This window comes from Paenibacillus sp. ALE3 (genome assembly GCF_054113405.1).
Map to the genome: position 1 here is coordinate 385,390 of NZ_CM134214.1, position 24,138 is coordinate 409,527.

Below are 24,138 nucleotides of genomic sequence, written 5' to 3' on the forward strand. Positions count from 1 at the left end.
AACCAAAACTATATATGACTTTAGCATAATTTGTATATTTACATTGTATAAAATATTATAAGTTATTTTCACTGAAGCGATCTATGAACTGCTTGATCAGTTCATTCAATGTTCCAGCGGCCTTCGTAGGAAGGCGGTGATCGGCTTTTTTAATGAAAACAAGCTCACTCTTCGGTAATTGCTGATGCAATATGTTGGCATAAGGATGAAAGTGTTTATCCTCTTCACCATAAACGAGCAGGACAGGAAGATGGATTTCCCCGAGCCGTGAGGTACAGTTGTATTTCAAGCTGTAACGATAATATTGTTGGACATTCCCGGGATGGCTCTGCTTCGCATCGTTGAATAACTTACGGAACAAAGGTAGCTGTTTCGTTTGTGACCAAGCAATCGAAAGCGCAATCGTACCAACTGCGCCGATTTTGGAAAGAGCAATGCCCCAAGAAATTTTGTTTCTTAGGCGCCAATCGTTTACTTCCGACATTCCACTAATAACAATGCCTCCCCATGCCCGATCTGGATAAGTCAGGAGGAATTCAAGTACTATCGAGCCACCGGTAGAATATCCACACAAAAATACTTTATCCAAGCTCATCCGGTCCATCAAATGCTTAATATCCTGGGCGATGAGAGGGTAAGTAACCGTTTGTTCGGAAGGCTGACTTTTACCGTGTCCTCTGATATCAAAAGCTACAGTTCGAAAATCGGGCGATAGTCCTTGGATTTGGTATGTGAAATTTAAACTTGTGAGTACTGGAGGGTGGATAAATAGGATGGCCATTCCTTCACCGGAATCAATATAGTGCATCGAGTATCCGTTTATGCTTGTAGTAGTCATTGTTATTTTCCCCTCCCATTGAAGATTTTGGTTTTACTGAAAAAAACAACTCGTGATATAAAAAACATTTTCGGAATCGTTTTAAGACCCTACAATCATAATCCTGATCTCTAAACAATTGAATATATTCTTTTTCATTACGAATATACTCTCCGTTGTCGTACCATTTCATAAACCAGTTACATAGCGGTTTTTTCTTGGATAAACATGGTTCCATAACGACAATGGTTCCGTTAGGCTTTAGGATTCTTTGGAATTCCTTCATGTAGCTAGATATTTCATCCGAAGAAATGTGGTGTAATACAGCGATAATAAGTATGTAGTCGAACGACTCATTACCAAATGGTAAATTATTACTATTAAACACTTGAAATGCATGGTGGCTATATAATCGCTTTGCATAATCAATTCGTTGGGCGTCAGGATCAATTCCAACATAATACAACGGGTTAAACATGGAGCAATTTGCCCCAGTACCACAGCCAAAATCCAGTACAGTTTGGCTTTCAAATGAAAAATGGGAATGCACATGATCATGGATATATTTTTTAGTAAACCACTTTGGACGGACAAACCAATGATACAGTCTAGGTGAGAACGGGATGTTAATGGGAGTTCACCAGCTTTCTAATTATTCGAGTCACTAGAAGTAATTTGGCATATTAGATTAAAAAAATTCATTTCGGAATAATTTTATTTAGTGTAAGCAAAAATAAAAAAATCAAGGGAATTGTGTTTTTCAAAGAAAGGGATACACAAATGGGAATAAAGTATAAAATCACGATTGTACTAGTGCTAAGTTTAAGTTTACTAATCGTCGGTTGCAGGGCGGACTCCAGTCAACAGCTAAATCAACAAAGCATCAAGTCCCATATCCCAGTGAATAATAAGGCCAAACCGGTCATATTCATCATGATTGATTCTTTAATGGATAAGCCTTTGCAAAAAGCAATTAAAGAAGGCCGTGCACCCGCAATGCGATTTCTCCTTCATCAAGGGCAATATTTCCCGCAGGTAGTAAGCTCATTTCCGACGATGTCTGTAACAATCGACAGTACATTATTAACGGGAACGTATGCAGACCAACATCATGTGCCCGGACTTGTGTGGTACAGCGACTCAAGGAAACGCATGATTTTCTATGGAAATGGTGCCAAGGAAGCCCTAAAGATAGACCAACTGCAAGTATTTTTAGATGCCATTTACCAATTAAACCAAGTTCATCTGAACAAAAAAACGAAAACCATCCATGAGGAATTGGCTGACAAAGGGAAAGAATCCGCGTCCATCAATGCTATTGTTTTTAGAGGAAGAACGAAGCATGCCCTCAAAGTGCCTGACTTCATAGCGAATAGTAGTAGAGTGCCAGAACAAATGATAGTCACAGGACCTAAATGGTTATCCTATGCAGCTCTGGCACAATTGAATCCGAAAAATAACTGGAATACTCCTGTGTGGAAAAAATTCGGGATGAACGACGAATTTTCCGCAAAAGATACTGCTTTTCTAATAAACCAGAAACAACTTCCAGACGTAACCATCACATACTTTCCTGAGAATGATAATTTGGCGCATAGAAAGGGCCCGACTCAACTGAAGGGAATCGAAAAAGCGGATCAAGCGCTACAAACTGTGTTGAACGCATACGGTTCATGGGAAGAGGCTGTAAACAATGCGATATGGATCGTCATGGGCGATAGTGCGCAAAGCGCTGTATATGATGATCGACAGGCAGCCACTGTTGATTTAAGGCCTCTTTTGAGCCATTACCGTATTGCAAAATTAAATCAACCCGTAAGAAGCGATGACCAAATCGTGATTGCTGCTAATGAACGGATGGCCTATATCTATGCAATAAACGATAACGTAGAGTTATCCGATGTGGTGAAGTCTTTACAAAAGGAGAACAAGCTCGACATTATCGCTATGAAAGATGGTACAAACCATATTCATGTTACAAAAGGCAAAAAGGGTAAATTGTTTTCTTATCGTCCCGGTGGAAAATATATGGATGAATATGGACAATCGTGGACATTATCGGGCGAAGAGGACCTTGTGGATATTACGGTAAATAATAACCGGATCAAATATGGAAAATATCCAGATATTTTGGCGAGGCTACACGGGGCAATGAATTCGCATGAGGGAAGATATGTTGTCGTCACGGTCCAACCGGGATACGAACTCGTCAGCGAAAGTTCCCCTACCCACATCGGAGGGGGAGCCCATGGATCGCTGCACGAAAAAGATTCCCTTGTTCCACTAATTATTTCTGGAACGAATACACAGCCCAAAACACTGCGTATTGTGGATATAAAAGACTGGATTCTGCAATTGGTGAACAAATAAGTATTGAGCGTTCTTGATATTAAAATTGAGCACTATTAGTATGTAAGCATTAGTTATATAATCGAAAGGGGTCACACCTTGGATCAACCTAGGTTTGTAGCCGATTGCATTGTGTGGGTCGGATTCGTCAGCTTGTTCATGCTAAAGACCGTTCCGTTTATCTTTCTCAAGAGATAAACGGTTTTTATATAAGTATATATTTATAAGGTAATGTAATGGAGGTTTTTAGAACATTGATTTTTTTGGCATGCATTATATTCTTAGTCACTTTAGTATTGGTCATCTGGCAGCCTAAACATCTGTCCATTGGGTGGTCTGCGTGCGGCGGTGCCATACTCGCCTTGCTGGTGGGGGTAGTGGATTTGCATGATGTTTGGGAAGTTACTCGAATGGTCTGGAATGCAACACTAGCTTTTGTCGCCATTATACTGATTTCATTAGTCCTTGATAAAATTGGTTTCTTCGAATGGGCAGCACTTCACATGGCACGAATAGCCCGTGGAAGCGGAACCCGGATGTTTGTCTATGTGAGCCTGCTGGGTGCCGTAGTTGCTGCCTTTTTTGCCAATGACGGCGCGGCTTTAATTTTGACACCAATTGTACTGGCGATGGTTCGGGCACTGAAATTGGATGAAAAAATGGTATTTCCTTTTATCATAGCGAGCGGATTTATTGCAGATACGACATCGCTTCCGCTTGTAGTCAGCAACCTCGTTAATATTGTGTCAGCCGATTTCTTTGGAATCAGTTTTATGGAATATGCGAGTCGTATGATTGTACCTAATCTGTTTTCCTTAGCGGCTAGTATCGTGGTACTGTATCTCTTTTTTCGCAAAAAAATTCCTAAAACGTTTGATGCGACACAGTTAATCGCGCCTGCAAATGCGATAAAAGATCCAAAGATGTTCCGTATGTCCTGGGTCGTTCTCACAATATTGTTGGTTGGCTACTTTGCATGCGAATTTTTTGACATTCCCGTCTCGGTGGTGGCTGGTATCATTGCCATCCTTTTCTTGCTGATGGCTAGAAGAAGCTCTGTGGTACCCATGAAAGAAGTCATCAAGGGAGCTCCATGGGCCATCGTATTTTTCTCTATCGGGATGTATGTGGTGGTGTATGGTCTGCGTAATGCCGGTTTGACGGATCTGCTGTCCCATGTGATTCAAGCGGCTGCTGATCAAGGTATGTTTGTAGCTACCATGGCCATGGGTTTTATTGCGGCGATTATCTCGTCGAGTATGAATAACTTGCCCACGGTCATGATTGATGCACTTGCCATTAATGCCACTCATGCAACCAGTATGGTCAAAGAGGCACTGATTTATGCTAACGTCATTGGGTCGGATCTTGGACCAAAAATAACTCCTATCGGTTCATTAGCCACATTGTTGTGGCTGCATGTACTTCGTTCCAAAAACGTGAAAATTTCTTGGGGCACTTATTTCAAAACAGGTATCGTCTTAACTATTCCTACACTTTTTATTACCCTGCTGGGCTTATACCTATGGTTAATCATTTCATAATAGAGCATTAAAGAATTTATATATCTATGCGAGGGGAAAGAGATCACCGATTTGTATCGCTAAAGGTTCAAGCTATTCACTACATTGATATTTAGAATGATGTGCTTGATAGTAAGTGATTATCGGACGAGACAAGACAAAGATACCCAAAAGTGAGGGACCTGAAATGGCGACAAAATTATATTACACCGCTCCAAATTTGACGGAGTGGGACACTCATATTACACAGAGCATGGAAAGAGACGGGGCATTTTTTGTTATGCTTGAGGAAACGGCCTTTTATCCGCATGGCGGAGGTCAGCCGTGTGATACAGGAACGATTCAGGGCATCCGTGTATTAGATGTTGTTCTGGAAGATGGGGACATTTGGCATCAGGTAGAACGTTTGCCGGACGAGGGAAAAGTGGCCTGCCAATTAGATTGGGAGCGCAGATTTGATCATATGCAGCAACATAGCGGACAGCATTTGCTGTCAGCGGTTTGCCTGGAGCTGTTGGGTGCGCGTACAGAAAGCTTTCATTTGGGACAAGAGTACGCCACAATTGATGTCAACAGTTCGGAAGTAACATCTGCGCAGCTAGCGGCAATCGAACAGGAAGTAAATCAGCAAATCTACAACAACCGCAGCATAAAAAGTTATTTTGTAACCCATGAGCAATTGAAGGACATTCCGCTTGTGAAAATGCCTAAAGTGACGGAAAATATTCGGATTGTTGAGATCGAAGGCATTGAATATAATGCTTGCGGTGGTACACATGTGGCTCAGACCGGGGAAATTGGAATGATTAAATGCTTGAAATGGGAAAAGCAAAAAGGGATGACGAGAATCCATTTCAAATGTGGTGCTCGCGCACTCCACGACTTTAATGATAGTGTTCGGATTTTGGACGTGTTATCTGCTAAGTTCAATACTGGGCGAAAGGATATTTTGACTCGATTCGAAAAGTGGGAGCAGGAGCATAAGCAGCTCAAGGCGCAAGTAGAGCTTCTACAAGAGGAAAATGCATCGTACCAGGCGAAAGAGTTACTGTCTGCTGTACAGGGGCATGTTCTTGCTCATGTGTTTGAACAAAAATCCATTCAGGAGATGCAGCAATTGGCTGCCAAGTTGACCGCTGAGCATGATTTGCTTGTTTTATTTGCCACAACGGCCGAAAATAAAATCATTCTGGCACATAACGGTACCCAATCTGTTAGCTGCGGAGCGTTTTTGAAAGAGAATCTGGGCGCGTTTCAGGGCAAGGGGGGCGGTAGCAACCAATCTGCTCAGGCAGCATTTTCGTCCCGCGAGAACCTCTTGAATTTCTTTGAAACGGCCCAGCGGCAGTTCATTCAGGGCTAATGTAATGGAGGATTAGTGACGCAGCGGCAGCTTCCACTTTTCCTCTTCTGTAAATAAAATGAAAGAAAAAATAAGTGCAACAACAGCGCCCCAAATGGCTTTATCCCCAATCGTCAAAGTCAGAAATCCCCCCAGCAAAGCTCCTAGCAAGAAGGCTGCCAGGATGACACCATAGCGCATCGCTCGAATGGCAGCGTTCGTGTCCTTGGTCGTTATGGCGACATACATAGCCTCTGTAGCTGATCGGAGATTACCGGTGCTGACCGTGGAGGTGTACGGCACATCAATGAGCTTGCGGAAGGAAGTCATTTGTACGGAAGCGACGAACGAGACGATCACCACCACTACCGTATTGGGAACTCCTTGCGGAATCAATCCCACGATGAAAAAAATTGCGATTTCCAATAAAAGAATTGCGCGGGTCCAGTCTGGAGTTAGACGGTGGATTGATTTTCGTTTAATCCCTTCAGCAACAAAAACGCCCAGTGAAAAGGCGATCAGGGGCGGGATATAGGATAACGCCTGAATCCAGTGCCCCTGAATGACTTTGACAGCCAGCAGCACGATATTGCCTGTCTGTGCGTTGGCGAAAACACCGCCTCTTCCAACAAAGGTATATGTGTCCAAAAAGCCCCCTACTAATGATAGTAAGGCGCCCAGTCGTAACGATTCGGACGTTACCTGATGTAAATGGATTTTGCCTTTCATAAACACGGCATATAAGCCTCCTATGCTAAACGTCGATTCTTTAAAGCTAACACGAAAATCCAGGACCATACAATTAAATTAATCACTTAAGCATGAAAATGACACAAAGAAGCCACATCAGGTCCCATACAATAGAAAGGACGTAATGCGGCTTGTTGGAGTGCTGTTTAAAGTGCCATCTGAACTTCGAGAATGTGCTTATTGCAGAGCTTGAACGAGTGCTCTACCAAACTCCTGTGCACCATCTGGACCGTCGGCTGTAATAATGTCGCTATGCGCAACGACATGCTGAGCGACATATTCGGCTTGATGCGCTTGGAGCTGGTCCTTTTGTACATCCACTGGATAGCATGTAGCTGTTCTGCCAGAGAGCAGTCCGGTTTGAGCCACGGCTACAGAGCCTGCACAGATGCCAGCCACTAAAGTCTTTTGCTCATGAGTTTGTTTCAGCAGAGCTTGGAGATCTGCATTATTCCACAGATGATCATTCGTTCCTGATCCGCCGATTACAGATACCAGATCATAGTCAGCCAGCACAGCGTCTGTAAAAACAAGATCAGCCGTCGCTTTACCATTGTAGTCACCCACGATTTCGCCTGTTTTTGTACTCGCTAGTGTCACGGTAACACCTGCTTGCTCTAGCGCTTCCTTTGGTTTAAACAATTCATCCTCATTAAAGCGCTCTGGGGGTATAATAAAAAGAGCCTTTTTACTCATACTCTATTCCTCCTTGAATGTGTAACGTTATTTACTATTGTAGGGTGGCTTCGTCAGGCTGTGAAGAATGCACTTTCAAGTACGGAGGTTACCTGCAGGTTACTATTAATGTGCAAGATCATGATGATTTAGAAGGAGTTAATTGATATATGTCTGATACGCTGAGAGACGAAATACGGGAGAAAATTGTAAACGGAGACTACAACTGCGAAAAGGAACTAACGCTATCTGTGCTAAGCGGGAAATGGAAGGTCGTTATTTTATGGCATTTGGGTGTGGAAGGGCCGCACCGGTTCAGTGACCTGCAAAGGTTGTTTCCGAAGCTGTCGCATAAAGTGCTGACCAACCAACTGCGGGAGTTGATGGAGGACGGTATTGTGCACCGGGAAGTGTATCCCGAAGTGCCCCCAAAGGTGGAGTATTCGATGACTGCGCTGGGGATGACGATTTTACCGATTGTGGAAATGATGTATGAGTGGGGGAAAAAACGGGTGCAATCGATCCGTGAGGAAATGCAACGCAGCAGTGAGGGAAACGTTTAAATTCTGAATGCGATCTAAGAGGGACCTTTAACGCTCCGTCATATGAAAAATAGAACGCCTTGCACGATAAGTACGAATTGTACCTAGGGCAAAGGCGTTCTTTGCTTCAATATGAATCATTGCTGTTCAAGTGCTGGTAGAACCTCAATCCAGCGTGTAGCCCAAGTACCGATATGGTCAAATAAAGGAGCTAAATCGCGTCCCTTATCCGTAAGGGAGTATTCAATCCGTACAGGCTTCTCAGGATAAACCATACGTTGTATGATTCCTTCTTCCTCCAGCTCTTTCAAACGGTCCGAAAGGACCTTTCCACTTAAATTAGGAATTGAATTCTCAATAGCGACGAAACGTTGCGGACCATTCGTTAGTTGAAATACGATCAACACCGTCCAACGCTTGCTCAGTAGCTCCATAGCCTTTTCAAACCGTGGGCACATCTGCGGAATGTTCATGTGATCACCTCATGCTCCTATTATTAACGATTCACTGTTAAAAGTAAATGATTTTACTTTACATAAATTTATTACTTGACGAAATGGTATGATATAAATATACTTTGTTACATAAAGTAACTTGTTAGCTTTGCTACGGAGCTTAAGATATTAATACTTAAAATTTGAACATAATTTGATATTATTAATGACGTAATTAAATGAACAGATACGAACTAATCGTTGAGGTTATGGTTTGGGCGCAGGGGGAAGTCGGATGAAGCTGGAATGTGAAGTGTGCGTAGTTGGAGGGGGGCCCGCAGGGACTTTGTTATCCTGTCTACTGGCGGAGCAGGGTGTTTCGACGATATTGATTGAGCGTCAGAGCGTGCCCGGAAAGGCTTTCCGCGGTGAAATTTTAAACGATGAGGGTCAGGAAGTGATCCAAAAGCATAAGCTGCTCGAACAAATTCATGAGGATCATATTCTCGCCTCCACAAGAATCGAATATTGGCAGCATCAGCAGCAGATCAAAACGGTCGAGCCAGCTTCAATCCATGGTAATGTGGGAGTGCATATTCCACAACCTCGATTTTTAGAGGCGCTGCTCAAACAGGCGTCCACCTACGAGTCCTTCCGTTGCCTGGCAGGTACAACTGTGACTGCGTTGGAAGGTGACAGCGAGCAGGGATACACGGGCTTGACAGCCTGCGATAAGAACGGTCATGAGATTACGATTCACAGTTCTTTGATTGTGGGGGCAGACGGACGCTATTCGACTGTACGCAAGCTGGCGCAGATGCCTGTGACGAACATTCGCCACGGCTATGATCTGCTATGGGCTAAAATCGCGGCACCTGCCGGGTGGGAGCCCGTCACTCGTCTGGCACTGGTCAACGGAGGCCAGTTGGCTTTATTTTCACAGGCTGAGGGCTATATTCAAATTGGCTGGAATGTGGAGGAGGGCAGTTTTCTCACCCTGTTTAAGCAATCTTTTGAACCATTTATACAATTGTTTACGGAGGCTTTTCCGGATTTGAAGCATAGTGTGCATGATCACATTCGTTCATGGAAGGACTTCGTACCGTTGGATATTTTCAGCAGCCGCAGTGACACATGGGCACAGAACGGACTGGTCCTGATTGGAGATGCGGCGCATACCATGACACCCACGGGAGCTTTTGGCTTGAACGCCGCTTTGAAGGATGCCGATGTGCTGGCCAGTGAGCTTCTTCGTTTACGCCAGCAGGTATATACGGCAGAAGACCTGAAGGCTTTCGCAGACGGACGACTGCAGGCTGTCACCGAGCTTCAGGAGCGTCAACTGACCATGGAATCCACGTTTCATGAACATTTCTTACACATAGTTCAATGATGTAACACCCTGACAACAACGATTAGCCTGAGAAATGCGAGGCATTTCATATATAGAGTTTATATAAAGGATGGTGCAGAGAGATGAACCAAAAAGATGTAGCTACGCTACTTAACGATAAAATTCAAACTATTCGTGGAAAGCAATCTTCGACGATTTTGGTAGGACCGATCAAGCTGCCAGTTAATTTGGAAGGGGAAACGATTGTTTTTCAATGGTATTGCTGGTTGCCTGTACGGGATGAGGAAGATCGTCAGGACTTACTGAATGCCAATGCTGAGACAATTGTGAAGCGATTGTCCACACTGAATTTGGCAGAGGGACAACAATCAAGTGTATTGGTGTACGGTGATCTCGAGCAGTCAGAAAATGCATTAGTTCGCATGCATAGTATTTGCCATACTGGAGATATTTTTGGTAGCAAGCGCTGTGACTGCGGATTTCAACTCCACCAGTCGATGAAAATGATTGTGGAACATGGAACAGGTGCATTGTTCTATCTAGCAAATCATGAAGGTCGCGGGATCGGTTTGTTTAGTAAAGCCATGGCTTATATTCTGCAAGAAGAAGGCATGGATACCGTCGAAGCCAACCATCAGTTGGGTTTTGAAGATGATACACGCAATTATGCGGATGCCATTAGTGTGCTTCAGCACTTGAGACAAAAACCAGTAACTCTGATTACAAATAACCCTAAAAAGCTGGATGCCTTGAAGAAGTCAGGTATGAATGTGGCGGGGCGTATGCCGCTCTGGGGCGATGTGTCGCAATATAATGAACGGTATTTGAATACAAAAGTAGAACGATCCGGCCATTTGCGGGATTCCGATCTCAGGGAGGTTCTATGAACACTCACGAAAAATATATGCGCCTGGCACTGGAAAATGCCAGAAGTGCCAAAGGGCAAACAGAGCCGAATCCGCTCGTTGGATCAGTCATTGTCAATAATGGCCGTATCGTTGGGATCGGCGCTCATTTGAAGCCTGGCGAGCCCCATGCCGAGATTCATGCATTGCGTATGGCAGGGGAACATGCTCAGGGAGCGACGATCTATGTAACGCTGGAGCCATGTTCCCATCACGGCCGGACAGGCCCGTGTGCGGAAGCGATTGTGAAGGCTGGCATTCGTCGGGTGGTGATTGCAGCACTGGACCCGAACCCGCTGGTTTCCGGCAGAGGGGTACAGATTTTGAAAGATGCAGGCATTGAGGTCATTGTCGGAGTATGTGAGCAGGAATCCATCCATATGAATGAAGTGTTCAATCAATATATCGTGAACAAGCGTCCTTTTATTACGATCAAATCGGCAGTAACGCTGGACGGTAAAATTGCAACGCGAACCTCTGAAAGCAAATGGATCACATCTGAGGCTGCACGGGAGGATGTGCATCGTCTTCGTCACGAGCATATAGGCATCCTGGTCGGTGTACAGACCGTGATTCATGATAATCCTCAGCTTACGACTCGTCTACCAGAAGGACGGAATCCGATTCGTATCATTCTGGATAGTAAGCTTCGTATTCCATTGGATGCTCGTGTTATTACAGATGGAGAGGCGCCTACCTGGATATTCACAGGGCGGACTTACGATGAAGGCAAGCGAAGCCAGCTGGAACAGCTCGGTGTGAAGGTATATCCGACACAGGATGAAAACAGTGAACGGGTCAACCTACCGCAAATGCTGGACATTCTGGGGGCGGCGGAGGTCTCATCGGTATTCGTGGAAGGCGGGGCCGAGGTGAACGCTTCGTTCGTGCAGCAAGGATTGGCAGACAAGCTGGTGTTGTATATAGCGCCGAAGCTGGTTGGAGGGCGCTCCGCCCCGGGCTTTCTCGGGGGAGAGGGCGTATCTGCAATGAGCGATGCGGTGGCCTTGCAGGATTTGAGCGTAACGCAGGTTGGCGTGGACTGGAAAATAGAAGGGTATTTTGAGCGAGGAAAATGAGTGAGTTGTTTTTGGGTGGAGAAGGACGCTCCGCGAAGGGGTTGATCTTCCGATCGCTGTTGCAGTGGAATTCTTCGGATTGTATAAGATATTTAAAGGTAAGAATCCCACTGCAAAGGCGAACGCTACCGCTTCTCCAGATTCAACCCCTCCGCTCCGCTGCTGCCCACCGCAAAGTCACTCATTTTTCGAAATGGTGTGTGGAGCATGGGAAGGGCAAAAGGACTTGAAAACTCAAAAGCTAATATACTTAAAGAACAGAGGATCTGAAGGGCTAAAAGGCCTGGAGGGTTCTTTTTTTATATATTAAACGATTAGTAGGATGAATGATTAATGGGGTGAATAACTCATAAGGTGAATGTCTTATGGGGTGAAACCAGATAACATAATTACACAATACTTGGGGTTTTCGTCCTGGTTTCTTATGTATTTTTAGATACTTTCGCCTCATTTAGTTAAAATTTAGAAATAAAAGGATTGACCTGGAAATAGTGATCAAGCACAATGAAGTTGAATTCAGCTTGGAAGAAAAGGGAAAAGGCTTGCAGGGAAAGAGATAAGGGAATTTAAAGGAGGATGTTGGTTGTGAAGAAAATGATATTATGCTTGTTAAGTGCCAGTCTGATGTTTTTAGCTGCACCGGTTTCTACTAAAGCCTTTTCGGGTGAGGTCACACAAGGCACAGGCTCATATTCAACCATATTACCTGCCGGAGCAGCTACACCGCAAAACGAAATTTATAAGACAGCGAATGTAACCAGCCCAATGCCTACCAACGACTGGTGGAGCAGCTTGGCCTGGGTGCCCTACTCCGAGGCTCAATATCCGCATCCACTTGCCTTGAAAAATCAACAAAACGGTCTGCGCATCTTTAACCCAATCGGTAAAATTACGGTCAATCCGGGATACATCGCAGGCTGGATGGATGATGTGAACGATTTTACCATCGGTCATTCTGTAAGCGCTTCATTTCCAGCTGCCAAGGTGGATGGTTTCAGTGATTGGTTTGTTAAATCCTTATTTCAAAGCGGCAGCAACAAAATGAGCGCTACCTATGGACATGGCTCTCCCTATGTTTTTTTTGAATTTGGCGGCGGCAATCCGAAGCTCTCGTTCAATGAGGTGCCAGAGGTCTGGTCCGGCTCAGCTACCTCCCCAGTGCTTGGCATTACAATCAATGGCTCACACTATGGTCTGTTTGGTCCTTCCGGCAGTACCTGGTCTGGCCTTGGATCGAGTACTCTGATCAATCAATTAAACGGGAAAAGCTATTTTACAGTGGCGGCTTTGCCTGACAATACAACAGCGACCTTGGACAAATTTCAGCAATACGCCTATTCTTTTGTTACAAACTCCAAAGCAGAGTACAGCTACAACGAAGCCTCTTCCGAGGTAACGACCACCTTTACCGTTACAACAACTGCGAAGCAAGGTACACAAGCGGGCACTATTTTTGCCTTATATCCACATCAGTGGAAAAACTCATCACAGTCCCTGCTGGGTTACACGTACAATTCTGTACGCGGCCAGATGAAAACGGCGGAAGGTGCTTCTTTTCAAACGAAGATGAAATTTACAGGGGTACTCCCTTCTTTGCCCGATTTGGGATCTTATGATAAAAATAAGCTGTACAGCTATATAGACGAGGCGAAAGCGGAAGTCTACTCTGGAGACAAAGACACGTACTGGACTGGAAAACGTTTGGGCAAGCTGGCAGCGCTGGCGCCAATTGCCGACCAGGTTGGCAATACCGCAGCAGCGACCCAGTTCCGCAATGAGATCAAAAGTCGGCTGCAGGATTGGTTTAAGGCCAGTGACAGCTCAGGAAATCTGAAAAGCTCGAATCTATTTGTGTACAACAGCAATTGGGGAACATTAATCGGTTATCCCGACAGCTTTGGCAGTGCAGTAGAATTAAATGACCATCATTTCCATTATGGATACTTTATTAAGGCTGCGGCCGAAATTGCACGGGTGGATAAGAGTTGGGCATCCAATTCACAATGGGGACAGATGGTGCAGCTGCTCATTCGCGACATTGCCAATACCGACAGATCTGATTCGAAATTTCCGTATTTACGTAATTTTGATCCCTATGCCGGTCACACCTGGGCTTCCGGTCATGCTAAATTTGGCGACGGCAACAATAATGAATCCTCCTCGGAAGCGATGAATGCTTGGGCCGGTTTGATTTTATGGGGCGAGGCGACGGGAAATACCCAAACTCGTGATCTGGGCATCTATCTATATACAACGGAGATGAATGCGATTAACGAATACTGGTTTGATGTACAAGGCACAAACACCCCTTCAAGGATGCAAAGCGCGACGGCAAGTATGATCTGGGGTGGTAAAACGGTGGGGAATGCAACATGGTGGACCAATAACCCCGCAGAGGTGCACGGTATCAACTGGCTGCCAATTACCTCGGCTTCCTTGTACCTGACACAATATCCGGAATATGCGGCTAAAAATTTTAGCAATCTGCTGCAAAAAAGCGGAGGGAATTTCAGTCCGTGGGAAGATATTGTGTATATGTACAGGGCGATTTCGGACCCGTCCGATGCCAAGGCCAAATTCAGTGCACGCGTAGCGACGATGACACCGGAAGCTGGGAATTCCAAGGCGAATGCCTACCACTGGATTTATAATTTGGATGCTGTAGGCAACATCGACCGCAGTGTCACCGCCAATTCACCTATTTCTGCCGTATTTCATAAGAACGGTGTAAAAACCTATGTGGCCTACAACTTTACAGACCAGGTCAAAACAGTAACCTTCTCAGATGGACACAGCATTACCGTGCAGCCGAACAGCTTTAATACCGGAAATGGAAACGGCGGCGGCAATCCGCAACCTGATACAGAAGCTCCATCAAGCCCGGTAAATGTGCGAGCTACGACCAAAACGGCTTCGGCGGTCACTCTGGAGTGGGAGGCAGCCACAGACAATGTTGGCGTTACGGGGTATATCGTGTATAAGGACGGGGCTCAGGCGGCAAAAATAAACGGTACTTCCGCTTCAATTACAGGACTGGATGCAGCTACTACTTACAGCTTTACCGTTAAGGCTCAGGACGCAGCCGGTAACGTATCTGCAGCCAGTCAAGCTGTTTCGGTAACTACAGAGCCAGCATCTGGCGGCAATGAGGGAGGCGGAGAAACGGAGGATTACACTGTACGGTCCCGCTTTGTCAGCGATCATGAAGCACTGCTTCAATTTACTCCCAAAACAGCCTCCGCCTATGTTGACGTGCATTATACTTTATCAGGTGGACAACAGCTCAATTACCGGATGACCAACAACGCTGGTGTTTGGGAACAGCGGGTTACAGACCTCTCCATCGGGAAGGCCGTCAGCTATTGGTTCACCTATGAAAAGGCGGGATTGCAATATGAGACTCCTTCATTCAGCTATACCCACCAGACTGCAGCTACAACAACAGGAGTTTCCGAGATTTCTGCTACCGACGCGTTGAACACCTCCCAGCCCGGGCTTGCTCCTGAATAAATAAAATTTTGGATGATATAAATATAGAGGAGATAAAGGTATGACAGAGTTTTGGGAATCCAGTTTTATAGAAAATCAAATGATGTGGGGCTTTGAACCTTCAGACTCAGCAATCCTGACAAAGGACTTTTTTCTTGCAAAGAACGTTAAGGATATATTGATACCTGGTATTGGATATGGTAGAAATGCCAAGGTTTTTGTTGATAACGGAATAGATGTAACAGGTATTGAGATTTCAAAAACAGCGATTGATTTGGCGAGACAAAAAGAGCTTAATATTAGTATTTTTCATGGCTCCGTAACGGATATGCCTTTTGATAACAAGCTTTATGACGGTATATTTTGTTATGCACTTATTCATTTGTTGAATAAGCGTGAGAGAGATAAGTTTATTAGAGATTGCTATCATCAACTAAAGCCAAACGGATATATGATTTTTACTACGATTTCAAAAGAAGCTCCAATGTATGGAAAGGGAAAACAACTGGATAAAGACTATTTCGAGATCATGGAAGGGGTAAAAATGTTTTTTTATGATTCTGACTCAATAAAACAAGAATTCGGAAAATATGGATTAACAGAAATTTCGGAAATTGTTGAGCCACATAAAAATATGGAAAGTAAACCTCCATTCAAATTTATCATGGTAAAATGTCAAAAAGAGCTATAAGGTGAATGGTAAGAGAACGACACGAGGGAAGCAGTTATGCTTCCTCCGTGTCTTTTTTTGTTTTTTATGGGGTCGTAATACTTTCGCCATGTTCGTGAATGCAAGGGTGCGTAATAATGATAAAGGCTGATGCAGGAAGATATTACCGAGGCGAGGATTTCCAATGGTCCCGCAGTGCCTGCCCTGATCGGGTCAGGTATCCTGTAAATCTGATGCATCCACCAACATTAAGGGTTCGATTCCCAATCGCCTTCCACGCGACTTCTGGTAGAGTATTCGAATGATCGAATAAAACAATGAAAAGACCCCAATAAGAGCATCCCATGTCTGGTCTTGATGACAGATACCGGGGCGATGGCTATGCGGCCAGCGGATACCGGAGAGAGTAAGCGCCGACAGGACCCGAGGCTTCGGGAATACGGATTCACAGTCGATGTTGAGCTGGTGAATTCCATCCCCGGAACACGGGAACAGGCGGCCCCTTTCTTTTTCCTTAAGCTTGGCCCCGCCCTCCAACCGGAGGGATGCTCTGTAAGGGTCCACCCCCTGCTACAACAAATAAAAATAAATCCTCATTTTAAAAATGTGTTTTGACTCAACGTGCGAATAAGCGGAGCGGTCCGTTTGAATCTGGAGAAGCGAAGCGTTTGCCTTTGTCCCTGAATTTTAACCCTATAAGGGGTTCATCAAATCCAAAAATTCAGGGGCAACAGCGATCGGAAGATCAAATGGAACGTGGAGCCGCTACACGCGGAAAATGTACATTTTTAAGTTGAGGATTTTTAACACTAGGAGTGATACGATGTTTAAGAAGATAACGATTAAAGCCGATGAGCGCGGACTGCTGTTCAAAAAAGGAAGCTACCACAAGTTGCTGCACCCAGGGACTTACCTATTGAAGACATTTCAGCAGGAAGCCGTTGAAGTTTTGAATGTAGCTGAATCATTTTTTGTACCAGATCACGATATTCGTTTGTTTTTGACAGATCCTCTATTGCTGGAGCAATTGACTGTCATTGATGTAGAGGACCATGAATATGTGTTGCATTATGAGGATAATCGGTTTGTAGAGCTGCTGACAGCTGGGAAATATGCATTTTGGAACATGCTCAAGGAGCATCGTTTTGTTCGTGCAGATACGCGGCAGCCTGCAATTGATAAGTCTTTGGGGCATGCATTCTTGTCCAAGACAACGGGTTTCTGGAAAGCCCTTCAGGTGGCCAGTCATGAATTGGGATTTTTGTATTACGATAATGTGCTGCAAGGTGAACTAAAACCAGGCAAATATTATTTTTGGTTGTCCACGGTGAATACAGAGATCAAAACACTAGATATGCGACAGCAGCAGATGGACCTGATGGGTCAGGAAATCATGACAGAGGACAAAATCACGCTGCGCCTTAACTTCGTCTGTCAGTACCGTATCATCGACCCGCTGCGGGCATTGGAATTTCGGGCATACGAGGAGCAAATGTATATTACGCTTCAACTGTTGTTGCGTGAATATGTAGGCACAATGAAGCTGGATGATTTGCTCAAAATGAAGCAGGAAATTGCGGAATATGTCTTGACTCGACTAAATGAACAGAGCGACGAATATGGAGTGACTTTTACGTCAGCAGGGGTGAAGGATATTATTTTGCCGGGGGATATCAAGGATATTCTGAATACGGTGCTGTTGGCAGAGAAGAAGGCGCAAGCTAACCTCATCACACGACGTGAAGAGACGGCATCCACTCGTAGTCTGCTCAATACGGCCAAGCTGATGGACGAAAACGCCACCCTTTATCGTCTCAAAGAGCTGGAATTCATGGAAAAAATCTGCGAGAAGATTGGTACGATATCGCTGACTGGTGGAAATACGCTGCTGGAGCAGCTGAACACGTTGGTTCATATGAAAGAGGGGCAAGGGCTCCAATAACGAAAAATACTCCCGAACGATGAGGTAAGCTGGCTCAAGGTTCGGGAGTATTTATTTAGTTCGTTTTGGTGGATGCGAGAAAAGCGTCCATATCAATCACCGGAATGAGAGCACCCCGATGCTCCATCACAGTAGGAAACAATTCGCGTTGCCATTCTTCCTCGTTGCTTTGTAGCTGACTGTCTTCAGCAGATGCCGTATCCTCCACCTGATCGACAAGCAGGGCAATCTTCGCACGACTGAGCAAAATCATTTTGTCCTCGGAGGAGTCGCTTGATGCGGGAAGAAGCAGTTTTTTGCGTAGATTAAGGATTGTAAATACGTCGCCACGAATGGTCACCATTCCTTCATGCCATGCTTCGGAAAAGGGGAGCGGCGTCCCTTTTTTGGCATTCATGACTTCTTCTACTTCCAGAAAGTTTAACGCGAACTTCTTGTCCGCCAGACTGCACACAATAAATTCAGACATAGCAATTCTCCTTACATATTTAGATAAGTCCATCACAAGTTGTGAACTAGCAGTAAATTGGGTTAACTATTGCGTTTTGACAGATGGAACGATAAAGTGGAGGATGCGGTAAAATGATTTTAGTTAATCACAGAATATCACAAACGAGCAGTTAAATCTTCCAAAATAACAGCCGAACGGACAAAGCGTGGTTTCGAGTTTCCCTACATATATAGTGTTGGGGCTAAGGCTATGTCCGACGGCACTACATTTTAAGATAAGCGGGTTGAGGTAGAATGGATCATGAAAAGCAGCGATTAAGTATCGAGGCAGCCAGATTATACTATCTGAACGATTACAGTCAGCAAGATATTGCGGTCAGACTTGGGGTTTCACGTCCTACAGTATCGCGGTTACTTCAGGCTGCCAAGGAACAGGGATACGTGCGGATCAGTATTGTGGACCCGATGGAGGATATGGACGCGCTCGGAGAGCAGGTGAAAAAGAAATACGGGCTGGATACCGTGCTGGTCTGTTATTCGCCATTAAATGAATACCAGGAGATCAAGAAGCATATTAGCAAAAAAGCAGCTGATTATTTGCATGAAACGGTACAGGATGCTGATATTATTGGTGTGACATGGGGAACAACCATGCATGCGGTGGCGCTTCATCTTCAGCAAAAGCAGGTCAAGGGAGTTGAGGTGGTTCAACTCAAAGGAGGCGTAAGCCATTCACATGTCAACACTTATGCCGTGGAAACCGTGAATTTGTTCGCAGAAGCCTTTAACACCATAGCTCGGTATTTGCCCCTGCCCGTGATTTTCGACAGTCAAGCTGTTAAGAGAATGGTCGAGAAGGATCGGCATATCCAGCGTATCATTGAACTTGGCAAGCAGGCGAACATTGCGGTGTTTACGGTGGGTACGGTCAAGGAGGATGCGCTGCTGTTCCGATTAGGATACTTTAACCATGAAGAGCAGAAGCTGCTGCAAAAAATCGGCAAGGGCGATATTTGCTCGCGCTTTTTTGACGATGAGGGCAACATATGCAGTCAGGAAATCAACAGCCGTACCGTTGGAATTGATTTACCTGAGCTGCGAAAGAAGGAGAAGTCCATCCTTGTAGCTGGAGGTCAGCGCAAAGTAGAGGCCATTCGGGCATCACTGCGTGGCAAGTATGCGAATATCTTGGTGACGGACCAGTTTACGGCACAAGCACTTTTGCAATAGAACATGTTGGCCTCAATTCAATTAAACATGGTTACGGCGTGTGCCTACAGGGTAACATGAATTGTAGGTGAACGGCCTGTGTACAAGCGTGAACATAATTTCAAAATGTGTTTTACATATGTTCAGAGCCGTGCTATGATGATCTCATCACAGAGAAATAAACGATTCATTTTCTTCACACTATTTATTAAATGAAGGAGCTTTTAGATATGAACATTGCAGCATTAATCGACCATACATTGTTGCGTGCAGATGCGACGAAGGATGAAATTACAAAACTGACTGCTGAGGCAAAAAAATACCAGTTTGCTTCCGTATGTGTGAATCCGGCGTGGGTAGCTTATGCAGCTGAACAGCTTGCAGGCACAAACGTGGCTATCTGTACGGTTATCGGGTTTCCACTGGGAGCCAATACATCGGCAACGAAAGCGTTTGAAACGAAAGATGCTATTGCTAACGGTGCAACTGAAATTGATATGGTTATTAACATAGGCGCTTTGAAGGCGCGCGATGTACAGCTCGCCGAGCAGGATATCCGTGCGGTTGTGGAAGCGGCTGCGGGTACACTGGTCAAAGTGATTATCGAAACCTGCCTGCTGACAGACGAAGAGAAGGTACTGGCGTGTGAGCTGTCCGTCAAAGCTGGAGCGAATTTTGTGAAAACTTCGACGGGTTTCTCTACAGGTGGAGCTACTGTGGAAGACGTAGCCTTGATGCGCAAAACAGTAGGACCTGATATTGGTGTCAAAGCTTCTGGTGGCGTACGCAGCCTGGAGGATGTGCAAAAATTAGTAGAAGCTGGCGCAAGTCGGATCGGCGCAAGTTCCGGTGTGAAAATCATCGAGGGCGAGCAATCTACATCTTCCTATTAAGTTTATTTTAAAGTCATGGAGGGATTCGCAATGAAGGATCAATTGATTCAGAAAGCGCTTGAGGCGCGTAATCAGGCATATGTTCCGTATTCGAATTTTCAAGTGGGTGCTGCGGTTCTCGGAAGCGATGGCACGATTTATCACGGATGCAATGTGGAAAATGCCTCCTACGGCTTATGCAACTGTGCAGAGCGGACAGCGATTTTTAAAATGGTATCCGAAGGCTGCCGAAAAATTGATTCGATTGCGGTTGCAGCTGATACGGAAGGGCCTGTGTCTCCATGTGGGGCCTGTCGTCAGGTCATTTCCGAATTTGCTCATCAAGATACCAGAATTTTTCTGACAAACCTTCATGGCAATACGGAAGAGTGGACGGTGGATCAATTACTGCCGGGTGCCTTTCGACCTGCGGATCTGGGGAAATAAAAAAAAGAATGCCTCTTTGGGGCGCATTCTTTTTGTGGGCAATGTAAGCGCTTAATGTAATGAGGGGGAATTGAAATGAAATATGTAATCGCTTTGGTGGGATTGCTTGTTGTATTTGCACTTACTTACGTTGCCAGCAGTGACAAGCGTAAAATCAGGTATCGTCCGCTGATAGTTATGGTTGTTCTGCAAGCAGCGCTTGCTTTCGTATTGCTGAATACAGAGATTGGTGAAATTCTAGTTAAAGGTTTTGCAAAAGGTTTTAATAGTCTGATTGGTTATGCTATGGAAGGGATTAACTTCGTTTTTGGCGGAATTGCGAATGAAGGAGCAGCACCGTTCTTTATCGGTGTACTGCTGCCAATCGTGTTCATATCCGCGCTGATTGGGATTTTACAATATGTAAAAGTGCTTCCTTTTATTATTAAATATATCGGGCTTGTCTTGAGCAAAGTAAACGGAATGGGTAAACTGGAATCCTACAACGCTGTAGCTTCGGCTATCTTGGGTCAATCCGAGGTGTTTATTTCCGTTAAGAAACAAATTGGTCTGCTGCCAAAACACCGGCTGTATACATTGTGTGCATCTGCGATGTCTACGGTGTCCATGTCGATTGTGGGAGCCTACATGCAAATGTTGAACCCCAAATATGTGGTTACTGCTTTGGTATTAAACCTGTTTGGCGGCTTTATTATCGCTTCCATTATTAATCCGTACAAGATTGAGAAGGAAGACGATTTACTGGAGGTTCAAGAGGAAGAGAAGCAGTCCTTCTTCGAAATGCTCGGGGAGTATATTATGGATGGTTTCAAGGTTGCTATTACGGTAGCCGCGATGCTAATCGGTTTTGTGGCGCTGATTGCCATGGTTAATGGCATTTTCTCCTGGTTGTTTGGTATCAGCTTTCAGGCGCTACTGGGCTATGTGTTTGCACCGTTCGCCTTTGTTATGGGGATTCCGTGGAACGAGGCAGTGCAGGCGGGCAGTATTATGGCTACCAAGCTCGTATCCAACGAATTTGTGGCTATGTTGGATCTGACCAAGCAAACAGGCTTGTCCGAGCGTACGATCGGGATCGTATCGGTATTCCTCGTATCCTTTGCAAACTTCTCATCCATCGGTATCATTTCCGGGGCTGTGAAGGGTCTGCATGAAAAACAGGGAAATGTAGTGGCCCGTTTTGGTCTGAAGCTGTTGTACGGGGCGACGCTGGTTAGCGTGCTGTCGGCAACGATTGCAGGGTTGTTTTTGTAAAAAAAACAGCGAGTCAGGAAAGGATTTTTATAATGTCTAAATTTAAACGGATTCACTTGGTCGTTATGGACTCGGTTGGTATCGGCGAAGCACCGGATGCTGCCCAGTTTGATGATTATGATGTAGATACACTTGGTCATATTGCACGCGAACGCGGCGGTCTGAACATGCCGAATATGGGTAAGCTTGGTCTGTCCAACATTCGTTCCATAGAAGGTGTGCCAGCGGCCGATAAGCCACTCGCGTATTACACCAAAATGCAGGAAGCCTCCAATGGCAAGGATACGATGACAGGTCATTGGGAAATCATGGGCTTAAATATTGCAGTTCCTTTCCGTGTATTCCCGGATGGGTTTCCAGATGAGCTGATTCAGCGCATTGAGGAGCATACAGGCCGTAAAGTTATTGGCAACAAGCCAGCCAGCGGCACGGAAATCATTGATGAGCTGGGCGAAGAACATGTAAAAACCGGCGCACTCATCATCTATACCTCAGCGGATTCAGTACTGCAAATTGCAGCGCATGAGGAAGTTGTACCTTTGAAGGAGCTCTATGAGATCTGTGAGTTCTGCCGTAAAATCACGCTGGAAGATCCGTATATGCTGGGTCGCATTATTGCCCGTCCGTTCGTAGGTGAGGCAGGGAACTTCTCTCGTACTTCCAATCGACATGACTATGCGCTCAAGCCATTTGGTCGCACCACAATGAATGAACTGAAGGATGCAGGTCTGGATGTAATCGCCTTGGGTAAAATCTCTGACATTTATGACGGCGAGGGTGTAACGAAGGCAGTGCGCACAGTGTCCAACATGGATGGCATGGATAAGCTGGTGGCTACGCTGGACGAGGAATTCACCGGATTAAGCTTCTTGAATTTGGTGGACTTTGATGCTGTATACGGCCACCGTCGTGATCCGCAGGGATATGGTCAAGCCTTGGACGATTACGATGCCCGTCTGCCCGAGGTATTCGCCAAAATGACTGATGACGATCTGCTGATCATCACCGCGGATCATGGGAATGACCCAACCTATCGCGGAACGGATCATACCCGCGAGTATGTGCCTTTGCTGGCTTATTCCCCTCGTTTTGCAGCTGGAGGCAAGGAACTGGCGGTTCGCAAGACGTTTGCGGATATTGGAGCGACAGTAGCGGATAACTTTGGTGTAAAACTACCTGAGCATGGAATTAGCTTTTTAGCAGAACTTCAGTAATCTAGACGCTAGCAACGAAGGCAGTCAAGATTATTGGTAACGAAATGAATAACGATATTAGCATGGACAAATGGGACGGAGGAATAAAAACATGAGTGTACACATTGGAGCCAAACCTGGAGAGATTGCAGAAACAATTTTGCTGCCAGGAGATCCGCTACGGGCGAAATTTATCGCTGAAACATATCTGGAGGACGTGACCTGCTACAACGAGGTGCGCGGAATGCTCGGATTCACGGGAACGTACCAAGGCAAACGCCTGTCTGTACAGGGAACCGGGATGGGGCTGCCTTCCATCAGTATTTATGTCAACGAACTGATTAGCGAGTATGGGGTGAAAAACTTGTTCCGCGTGGGTACATGTGGCGGAATGAAGGAGCATGTGCACGTTCGTGACGTCATTTTGGCACAGGCATCCTGTACAGATTCTGGCATGAACCGCCATATCTTTGGCGGCTACGATTTCTCCCCGATTGCCAGCTTCCCTCTCTTGAAGGGCGCTTATGATCGTGGGGTTGCCAAAGGATTGAACATGCATGTCGGCAACGTATTCAGTTCAGACAGCTTCTACCGTGATGACAAATCAGTGGTACAAAAGCTGATGGAATACGGTGTGTTGGGTGTGGAGATGGAGACTTCGGCTTTATACACGCTGGCAGCCAAGTTTGGCGTAAACGCCCTGACCATTCTGACGGTAAGTGATCACTTGCTGACAGGCGAAGAAACGACAGCAGAGGAACGGCAAACCACGTTTAAAGAAATGATGGAAGTTGCACTGGATACAGCAGTATCTCTGTAAACGATCATACGCACAGTGAGGA

Annotated in this window: 22 protein-coding genes; 16 read left to right on the forward strand and 6 right to left on the reverse strand. The window is 45.3% G+C overall.

Annotated elements, in window-relative coordinates; all coding sequences use genetic code 11:
• Nucleotides 1-55 precede the first annotated feature (55 nt).
• Both ACXHJ2_RS01650 and ACXHJ2_RS01655 read right to left on the reverse strand, forming a co-directional pair.
• Nucleotides 56-838, reverse strand: coding sequence for an alpha/beta fold hydrolase (locus tag ACXHJ2_RS01650; protein WP_165082636.1), 783 nt, complete (start codon nucleotides 836-838; stop codon nucleotides 56-58).
• Entirely contained in the window at nucleotides 795-1,448 is a 654-nt protein-coding gene (locus ACXHJ2_RS01655; RefSeq protein ID WP_457874867.1) for a class I SAM-dependent methyltransferase, read from the reverse strand. The genes ACXHJ2_RS01650 and ACXHJ2_RS01655 overlap by 44 nt, the downstream gene beginning before the upstream one ends.
• Nucleotides 1,449-1,597: 149 nt before the next feature.
• Here ACXHJ2_RS01655 and ACXHJ2_RS01660 point away from each other — a divergent pair, with 149 nt between their 5' ends.
• From ACXHJ2_RS01660 to ACXHJ2_RS01670, 3 genes are all read left to right on the forward strand, one after another.
• Nucleotides 1,598-3,187 carry an alkaline phosphatase family protein gene (locus ACXHJ2_RS01660; protein ID WP_165082634.1) on the forward strand — a complete coding sequence of 530 codons (1,590 nt, stop codon included), beginning with the start codon at nucleotides 1,598-1,600 and terminating at the stop codon, nucleotides 3,185-3,187.
• A 233-nt stretch (nucleotides 3,188-3,420) separates the two neighbouring features.
• Nucleotides 3,421-4,710, forward strand: a complete 1,290-nt coding sequence (locus tag ACXHJ2_RS01665; protein ID WP_274597491.1) for an arsenic transporter — start codon at nucleotides 3,421-3,423, stop codon at nucleotides 4,708-4,710.
• Nucleotides 4,711-4,876: 166 nt separating this feature from the next.
• Nucleotides 4,877-6,052, forward strand: coding sequence for an alanyl-tRNA editing protein (locus ACXHJ2_RS01670; RefSeq protein ID WP_165082630.1), 1,176 nt, complete (start codon nucleotides 4,877-4,879; stop codon nucleotides 6,050-6,052).
• Between the two features lie 12 nt (nucleotides 6,053-6,064).
• On the opposite strand, the gene ACXHJ2_RS01675 is transcribed toward ACXHJ2_RS01670, so the two are convergent.
• Entirely contained in the window at nucleotides 6,065-6,766 is a 702-nt protein-coding gene (locus tag ACXHJ2_RS01675; RefSeq protein ID WP_165082629.1) for a YoaK family protein, read from the reverse strand.
• Between the two features lie 192 nt (nucleotides 6,767-6,958).
• The gene (locus ACXHJ2_RS01680; RefSeq protein ID WP_025674686.1) at nucleotides 6,959-7,477 is read right to left on the reverse strand and encodes a DJ-1/PfpI family protein; all 519 of its coding nucleotides are present in this window, start codon (nucleotides 7,475-7,477) and stop codon (nucleotides 6,959-6,961) included.
• A 149-nt stretch (nucleotides 7,478-7,626) separates the two neighbouring features.
• Here ACXHJ2_RS01680 and ACXHJ2_RS01685 point away from each other — a divergent pair, with 149 nt between their 5' ends.
• Nucleotides 7,627-8,019: a winged helix-turn-helix transcriptional regulator gene (locus ACXHJ2_RS01685; protein ID WP_013373187.1), complete on the forward strand. Its 393-nt coding sequence runs from the start codon at nucleotides 7,627-7,629 to the stop codon at nucleotides 8,017-8,019.
• A 116-nt stretch (nucleotides 8,020-8,135) separates the two neighbouring features.
• On the opposite strand, the gene ACXHJ2_RS01690 is transcribed toward ACXHJ2_RS01685, so the two are convergent.
• A complete protein-coding gene (locus tag ACXHJ2_RS01690; protein ID WP_013312049.1) occupies nucleotides 8,136-8,471 on the reverse strand; it encodes a winged helix-turn-helix transcriptional regulator in 336 nt (111 codons plus the stop codon).
• A gap of 256 nt (nucleotides 8,472-8,727) precedes the next feature.
• On the opposite strand from ACXHJ2_RS01690, the gene ACXHJ2_RS01695 reads away from it, so the two are divergent.
• The 6 genes from ACXHJ2_RS01695 (at nucleotide 8,728) to ACXHJ2_RS01720 (ending at nucleotide 17,871) form a co-directional block, all read left to right on the forward strand.
• Nucleotides 8,728-9,825, forward strand: coding sequence for an FAD-dependent monooxygenase (locus ACXHJ2_RS01695; RefSeq protein ID WP_165082627.1), 1,098 nt, complete (start codon nucleotides 8,728-8,730; stop codon nucleotides 9,823-9,825).
• Nucleotides 9,826-9,908: 83 nt separating this feature from the next.
• Nucleotides 9,909-10,673, forward strand: coding sequence for a GTP cyclohydrolase II (locus ACXHJ2_RS01700; protein WP_040102821.1), 765 nt, complete (start codon nucleotides 9,909-9,911; stop codon nucleotides 10,671-10,673).
• Nucleotides 10,670-11,770 (forward strand): bifunctional diaminohydroxyphosphoribosylaminopyrimidine deaminase/5-amino-6-(5-phosphoribosylamino)uracil reductase RibD, encoded by a 1,101-nt coding sequence (gene ribD / locus ACXHJ2_RS01705; RefSeq protein ID WP_165082626.1) that lies wholly within the window; start codon nucleotides 10,670-10,672, stop codon nucleotides 11,768-11,770. Before ACXHJ2_RS01700 ends, ribD begins: the two co-directional genes overlap by 4 nt.
• A gap of 585 nt (nucleotides 11,771-12,355) precedes the next feature.
• Nucleotides 12,356-15,280: a glycosyl hydrolase gene (locus ACXHJ2_RS01710; protein WP_165082624.1), complete on the forward strand. Its 2,925-nt coding sequence runs from the start codon at nucleotides 12,356-12,358 to the stop codon at nucleotides 15,278-15,280.
• 40 nt (nucleotides 15,281-15,320) lie between these two features.
• Nucleotides 15,321-15,950, forward strand: coding sequence for a class I SAM-dependent methyltransferase (locus tag ACXHJ2_RS01715; RefSeq protein WP_165082622.1), 630 nt, complete (start codon nucleotides 15,321-15,323; stop codon nucleotides 15,948-15,950).
• A gap of 802 nt (nucleotides 15,951-16,752) precedes the next feature.
• Nucleotides 16,753-17,871 (forward strand): slipin family protein, encoded by a 1,119-nt coding sequence (locus ACXHJ2_RS01720; protein WP_165082620.1) that lies wholly within the window; start codon nucleotides 16,753-16,755, stop codon nucleotides 17,869-17,871.
• Between the two features lie 55 nt (nucleotides 17,872-17,926).
• Here the strand turns inward: ACXHJ2_RS01720 and ACXHJ2_RS01725 are convergent, their stop codons facing one another.
• Nucleotides 17,927-18,340 (reverse strand): chemotaxis protein CheW, encoded by a 414-nt coding sequence (locus tag ACXHJ2_RS01725; protein WP_129550012.1) that lies wholly within the window; start codon nucleotides 18,338-18,340, stop codon nucleotides 17,927-17,929.
• A gap of 275 nt (nucleotides 18,341-18,615) precedes the next feature.
• Between ACXHJ2_RS01725 and ACXHJ2_RS01730 the strand changes: the two genes are divergently transcribed.
• The 6 genes from ACXHJ2_RS01730 to deoD all read left to right on the forward strand — a co-directional run bounded on the left by ACXHJ2_RS01730 (nucleotide 18,616) and on the right by deoD (nucleotide 24,116).
• Nucleotides 18,616-19,551: a sugar-binding transcriptional regulator gene (locus ACXHJ2_RS01730; protein WP_165082618.1), complete on the forward strand. Its 936-nt coding sequence runs from the start codon at nucleotides 18,616-18,618 to the stop codon at nucleotides 19,549-19,551.
• A 209-nt stretch (nucleotides 19,552-19,760) separates the two neighbouring features.
• Entirely contained in the window at nucleotides 19,761-20,423 is a 663-nt protein-coding gene (gene deoC / locus ACXHJ2_RS01735; protein WP_165082616.1) for a deoxyribose-phosphate aldolase, read from the forward strand.
• Nucleotides 20,424-20,453: 30 nt separating this feature from the next.
• Nucleotides 20,454-20,849 (forward strand): cytidine deaminase, encoded by a 396-nt coding sequence (locus tag ACXHJ2_RS01740; RefSeq protein ID WP_165082614.1) that lies wholly within the window; start codon nucleotides 20,454-20,456, stop codon nucleotides 20,847-20,849.
• Nucleotides 20,850-20,924: 75 nt separating this feature from the next.
• Nucleotides 20,925-22,103 carry a NupC/NupG family nucleoside CNT transporter gene (locus ACXHJ2_RS01745; RefSeq protein WP_013373175.1) on the forward strand — a complete coding sequence of 393 codons (1,179 nt, stop codon included), beginning with the start codon at nucleotides 20,925-20,927 and terminating at the stop codon, nucleotides 22,101-22,103.
• Between the two features lie 32 nt (nucleotides 22,104-22,135).
• A complete protein-coding gene (gene deoB, locus ACXHJ2_RS01750; RefSeq protein ID WP_165082612.1) occupies nucleotides 22,136-23,317 on the forward strand; it encodes a phosphopentomutase in 1,182 nt (393 codons plus the stop codon).
• Nucleotides 23,318-23,408: 91 nt separating this feature from the next.
• Nucleotides 23,409-24,116, forward strand: a complete 708-nt coding sequence (deoD, locus tag ACXHJ2_RS01755; RefSeq protein ID WP_013373173.1) for a purine-nucleoside phosphorylase — start codon at nucleotides 23,409-23,411, stop codon at nucleotides 24,114-24,116.
• The last annotated feature ends 22 nt before the right edge of the window (nucleotides 24,117-24,138 follow it).

What these genes read in the sequence shown, in the direction of transcription:
- ACXHJ2_RS01650 (WP_165082636.1), bottom strand. Translation starts at nt 838, where the DNA reads ATGACTACTACAAGCATAAACGGATACTCGATGCACTATATTGATTCC.
- ACXHJ2_RS01660 (WP_165082634.1), top strand. Translation starts at nt 1,598, where the DNA reads ATGGGAATAAAGTATAAAATCACGATTGTACTAGTGCTAAGTTTAAGT.
- ACXHJ2_RS01670 (WP_165082630.1), top strand. Translation starts at nt 4,877, where the DNA reads ATGGCGACAAAATTATATTACACCGCTCCAAATTTGACGGAGTGGGAC.
- ACXHJ2_RS01680 (WP_025674686.1), bottom strand. Translation starts at nt 7,477, where the DNA reads ATGAGTAAAAAGGCTCTTTTTATTATACCCCCAGAGCGCTTTAATGAG.
- ACXHJ2_RS01685 (WP_013373187.1), top strand. Translation starts at nt 7,627, where the DNA reads ATGTCTGATACGCTGAGAGACGAAATACGGGAGAAAATTGTAAACGGA.
- ACXHJ2_RS01690 (WP_013312049.1), bottom strand. Translation starts at nt 8,471, where the DNA reads ATGAACATTCCGCAGATGTGCCCACGGTTTGAAAAGGCTATGGAGCTA.
- ACXHJ2_RS01695 (WP_165082627.1), top strand. Translation starts at nt 8,728, where the DNA reads ATGAAGCTGGAATGTGAAGTGTGCGTAGTTGGAGGGGGGCCCGCAGGG.
- ACXHJ2_RS01700 (WP_040102821.1), top strand. Translation starts at nt 9,909, where the DNA reads ATGAACCAAAAAGATGTAGCTACGCTACTTAACGATAAAATTCAAACT.
- ribD (WP_165082626.1), top strand. Translation starts at nt 10,670, where the DNA reads ATGAACACTCACGAAAAATATATGCGCCTGGCACTGGAAAATGCCAGA.
- ACXHJ2_RS01715 (WP_165082622.1), top strand. Translation starts at nt 15,321, where the DNA reads ATGACAGAGTTTTGGGAATCCAGTTTTATAGAAAATCAAATGATGTGG.
- ACXHJ2_RS01720 (WP_165082620.1), top strand. Translation starts at nt 16,753, where the DNA reads ATGTTTAAGAAGATAACGATTAAAGCCGATGAGCGCGGACTGCTGTTC.
- ACXHJ2_RS01725 (WP_129550012.1), bottom strand. Translation starts at nt 18,340, where the DNA reads ATGTCTGAATTTATTGTGTGCAGTCTGGCGGACAAGAAGTTCGCGTTA.
- ACXHJ2_RS01730 (WP_165082618.1), top strand. Translation starts at nt 18,616, where the DNA reads ATGGATCATGAAAAGCAGCGATTAAGTATCGAGGCAGCCAGATTATAC.
- deoC (WP_165082616.1), top strand. Translation starts at nt 19,761, where the DNA reads ATGAACATTGCAGCATTAATCGACCATACATTGTTGCGTGCAGATGCG.
- ACXHJ2_RS01740 (WP_165082614.1), top strand. Translation starts at nt 20,454, where the DNA reads ATGAAGGATCAATTGATTCAGAAAGCGCTTGAGGCGCGTAATCAGGCA.
- ACXHJ2_RS01745 (WP_013373175.1), top strand. Translation starts at nt 20,925, where the DNA reads ATGAAATATGTAATCGCTTTGGTGGGATTGCTTGTTGTATTTGCACTT.
- deoB (WP_165082612.1), top strand. Translation starts at nt 22,136, where the DNA reads ATGTCTAAATTTAAACGGATTCACTTGGTCGTTATGGACTCGGTTGGT.
- deoD (WP_013373173.1), top strand. Translation starts at nt 23,409, where the DNA reads ATGAGTGTACACATTGGAGCCAAACCTGGAGAGATTGCAGAAACAATT.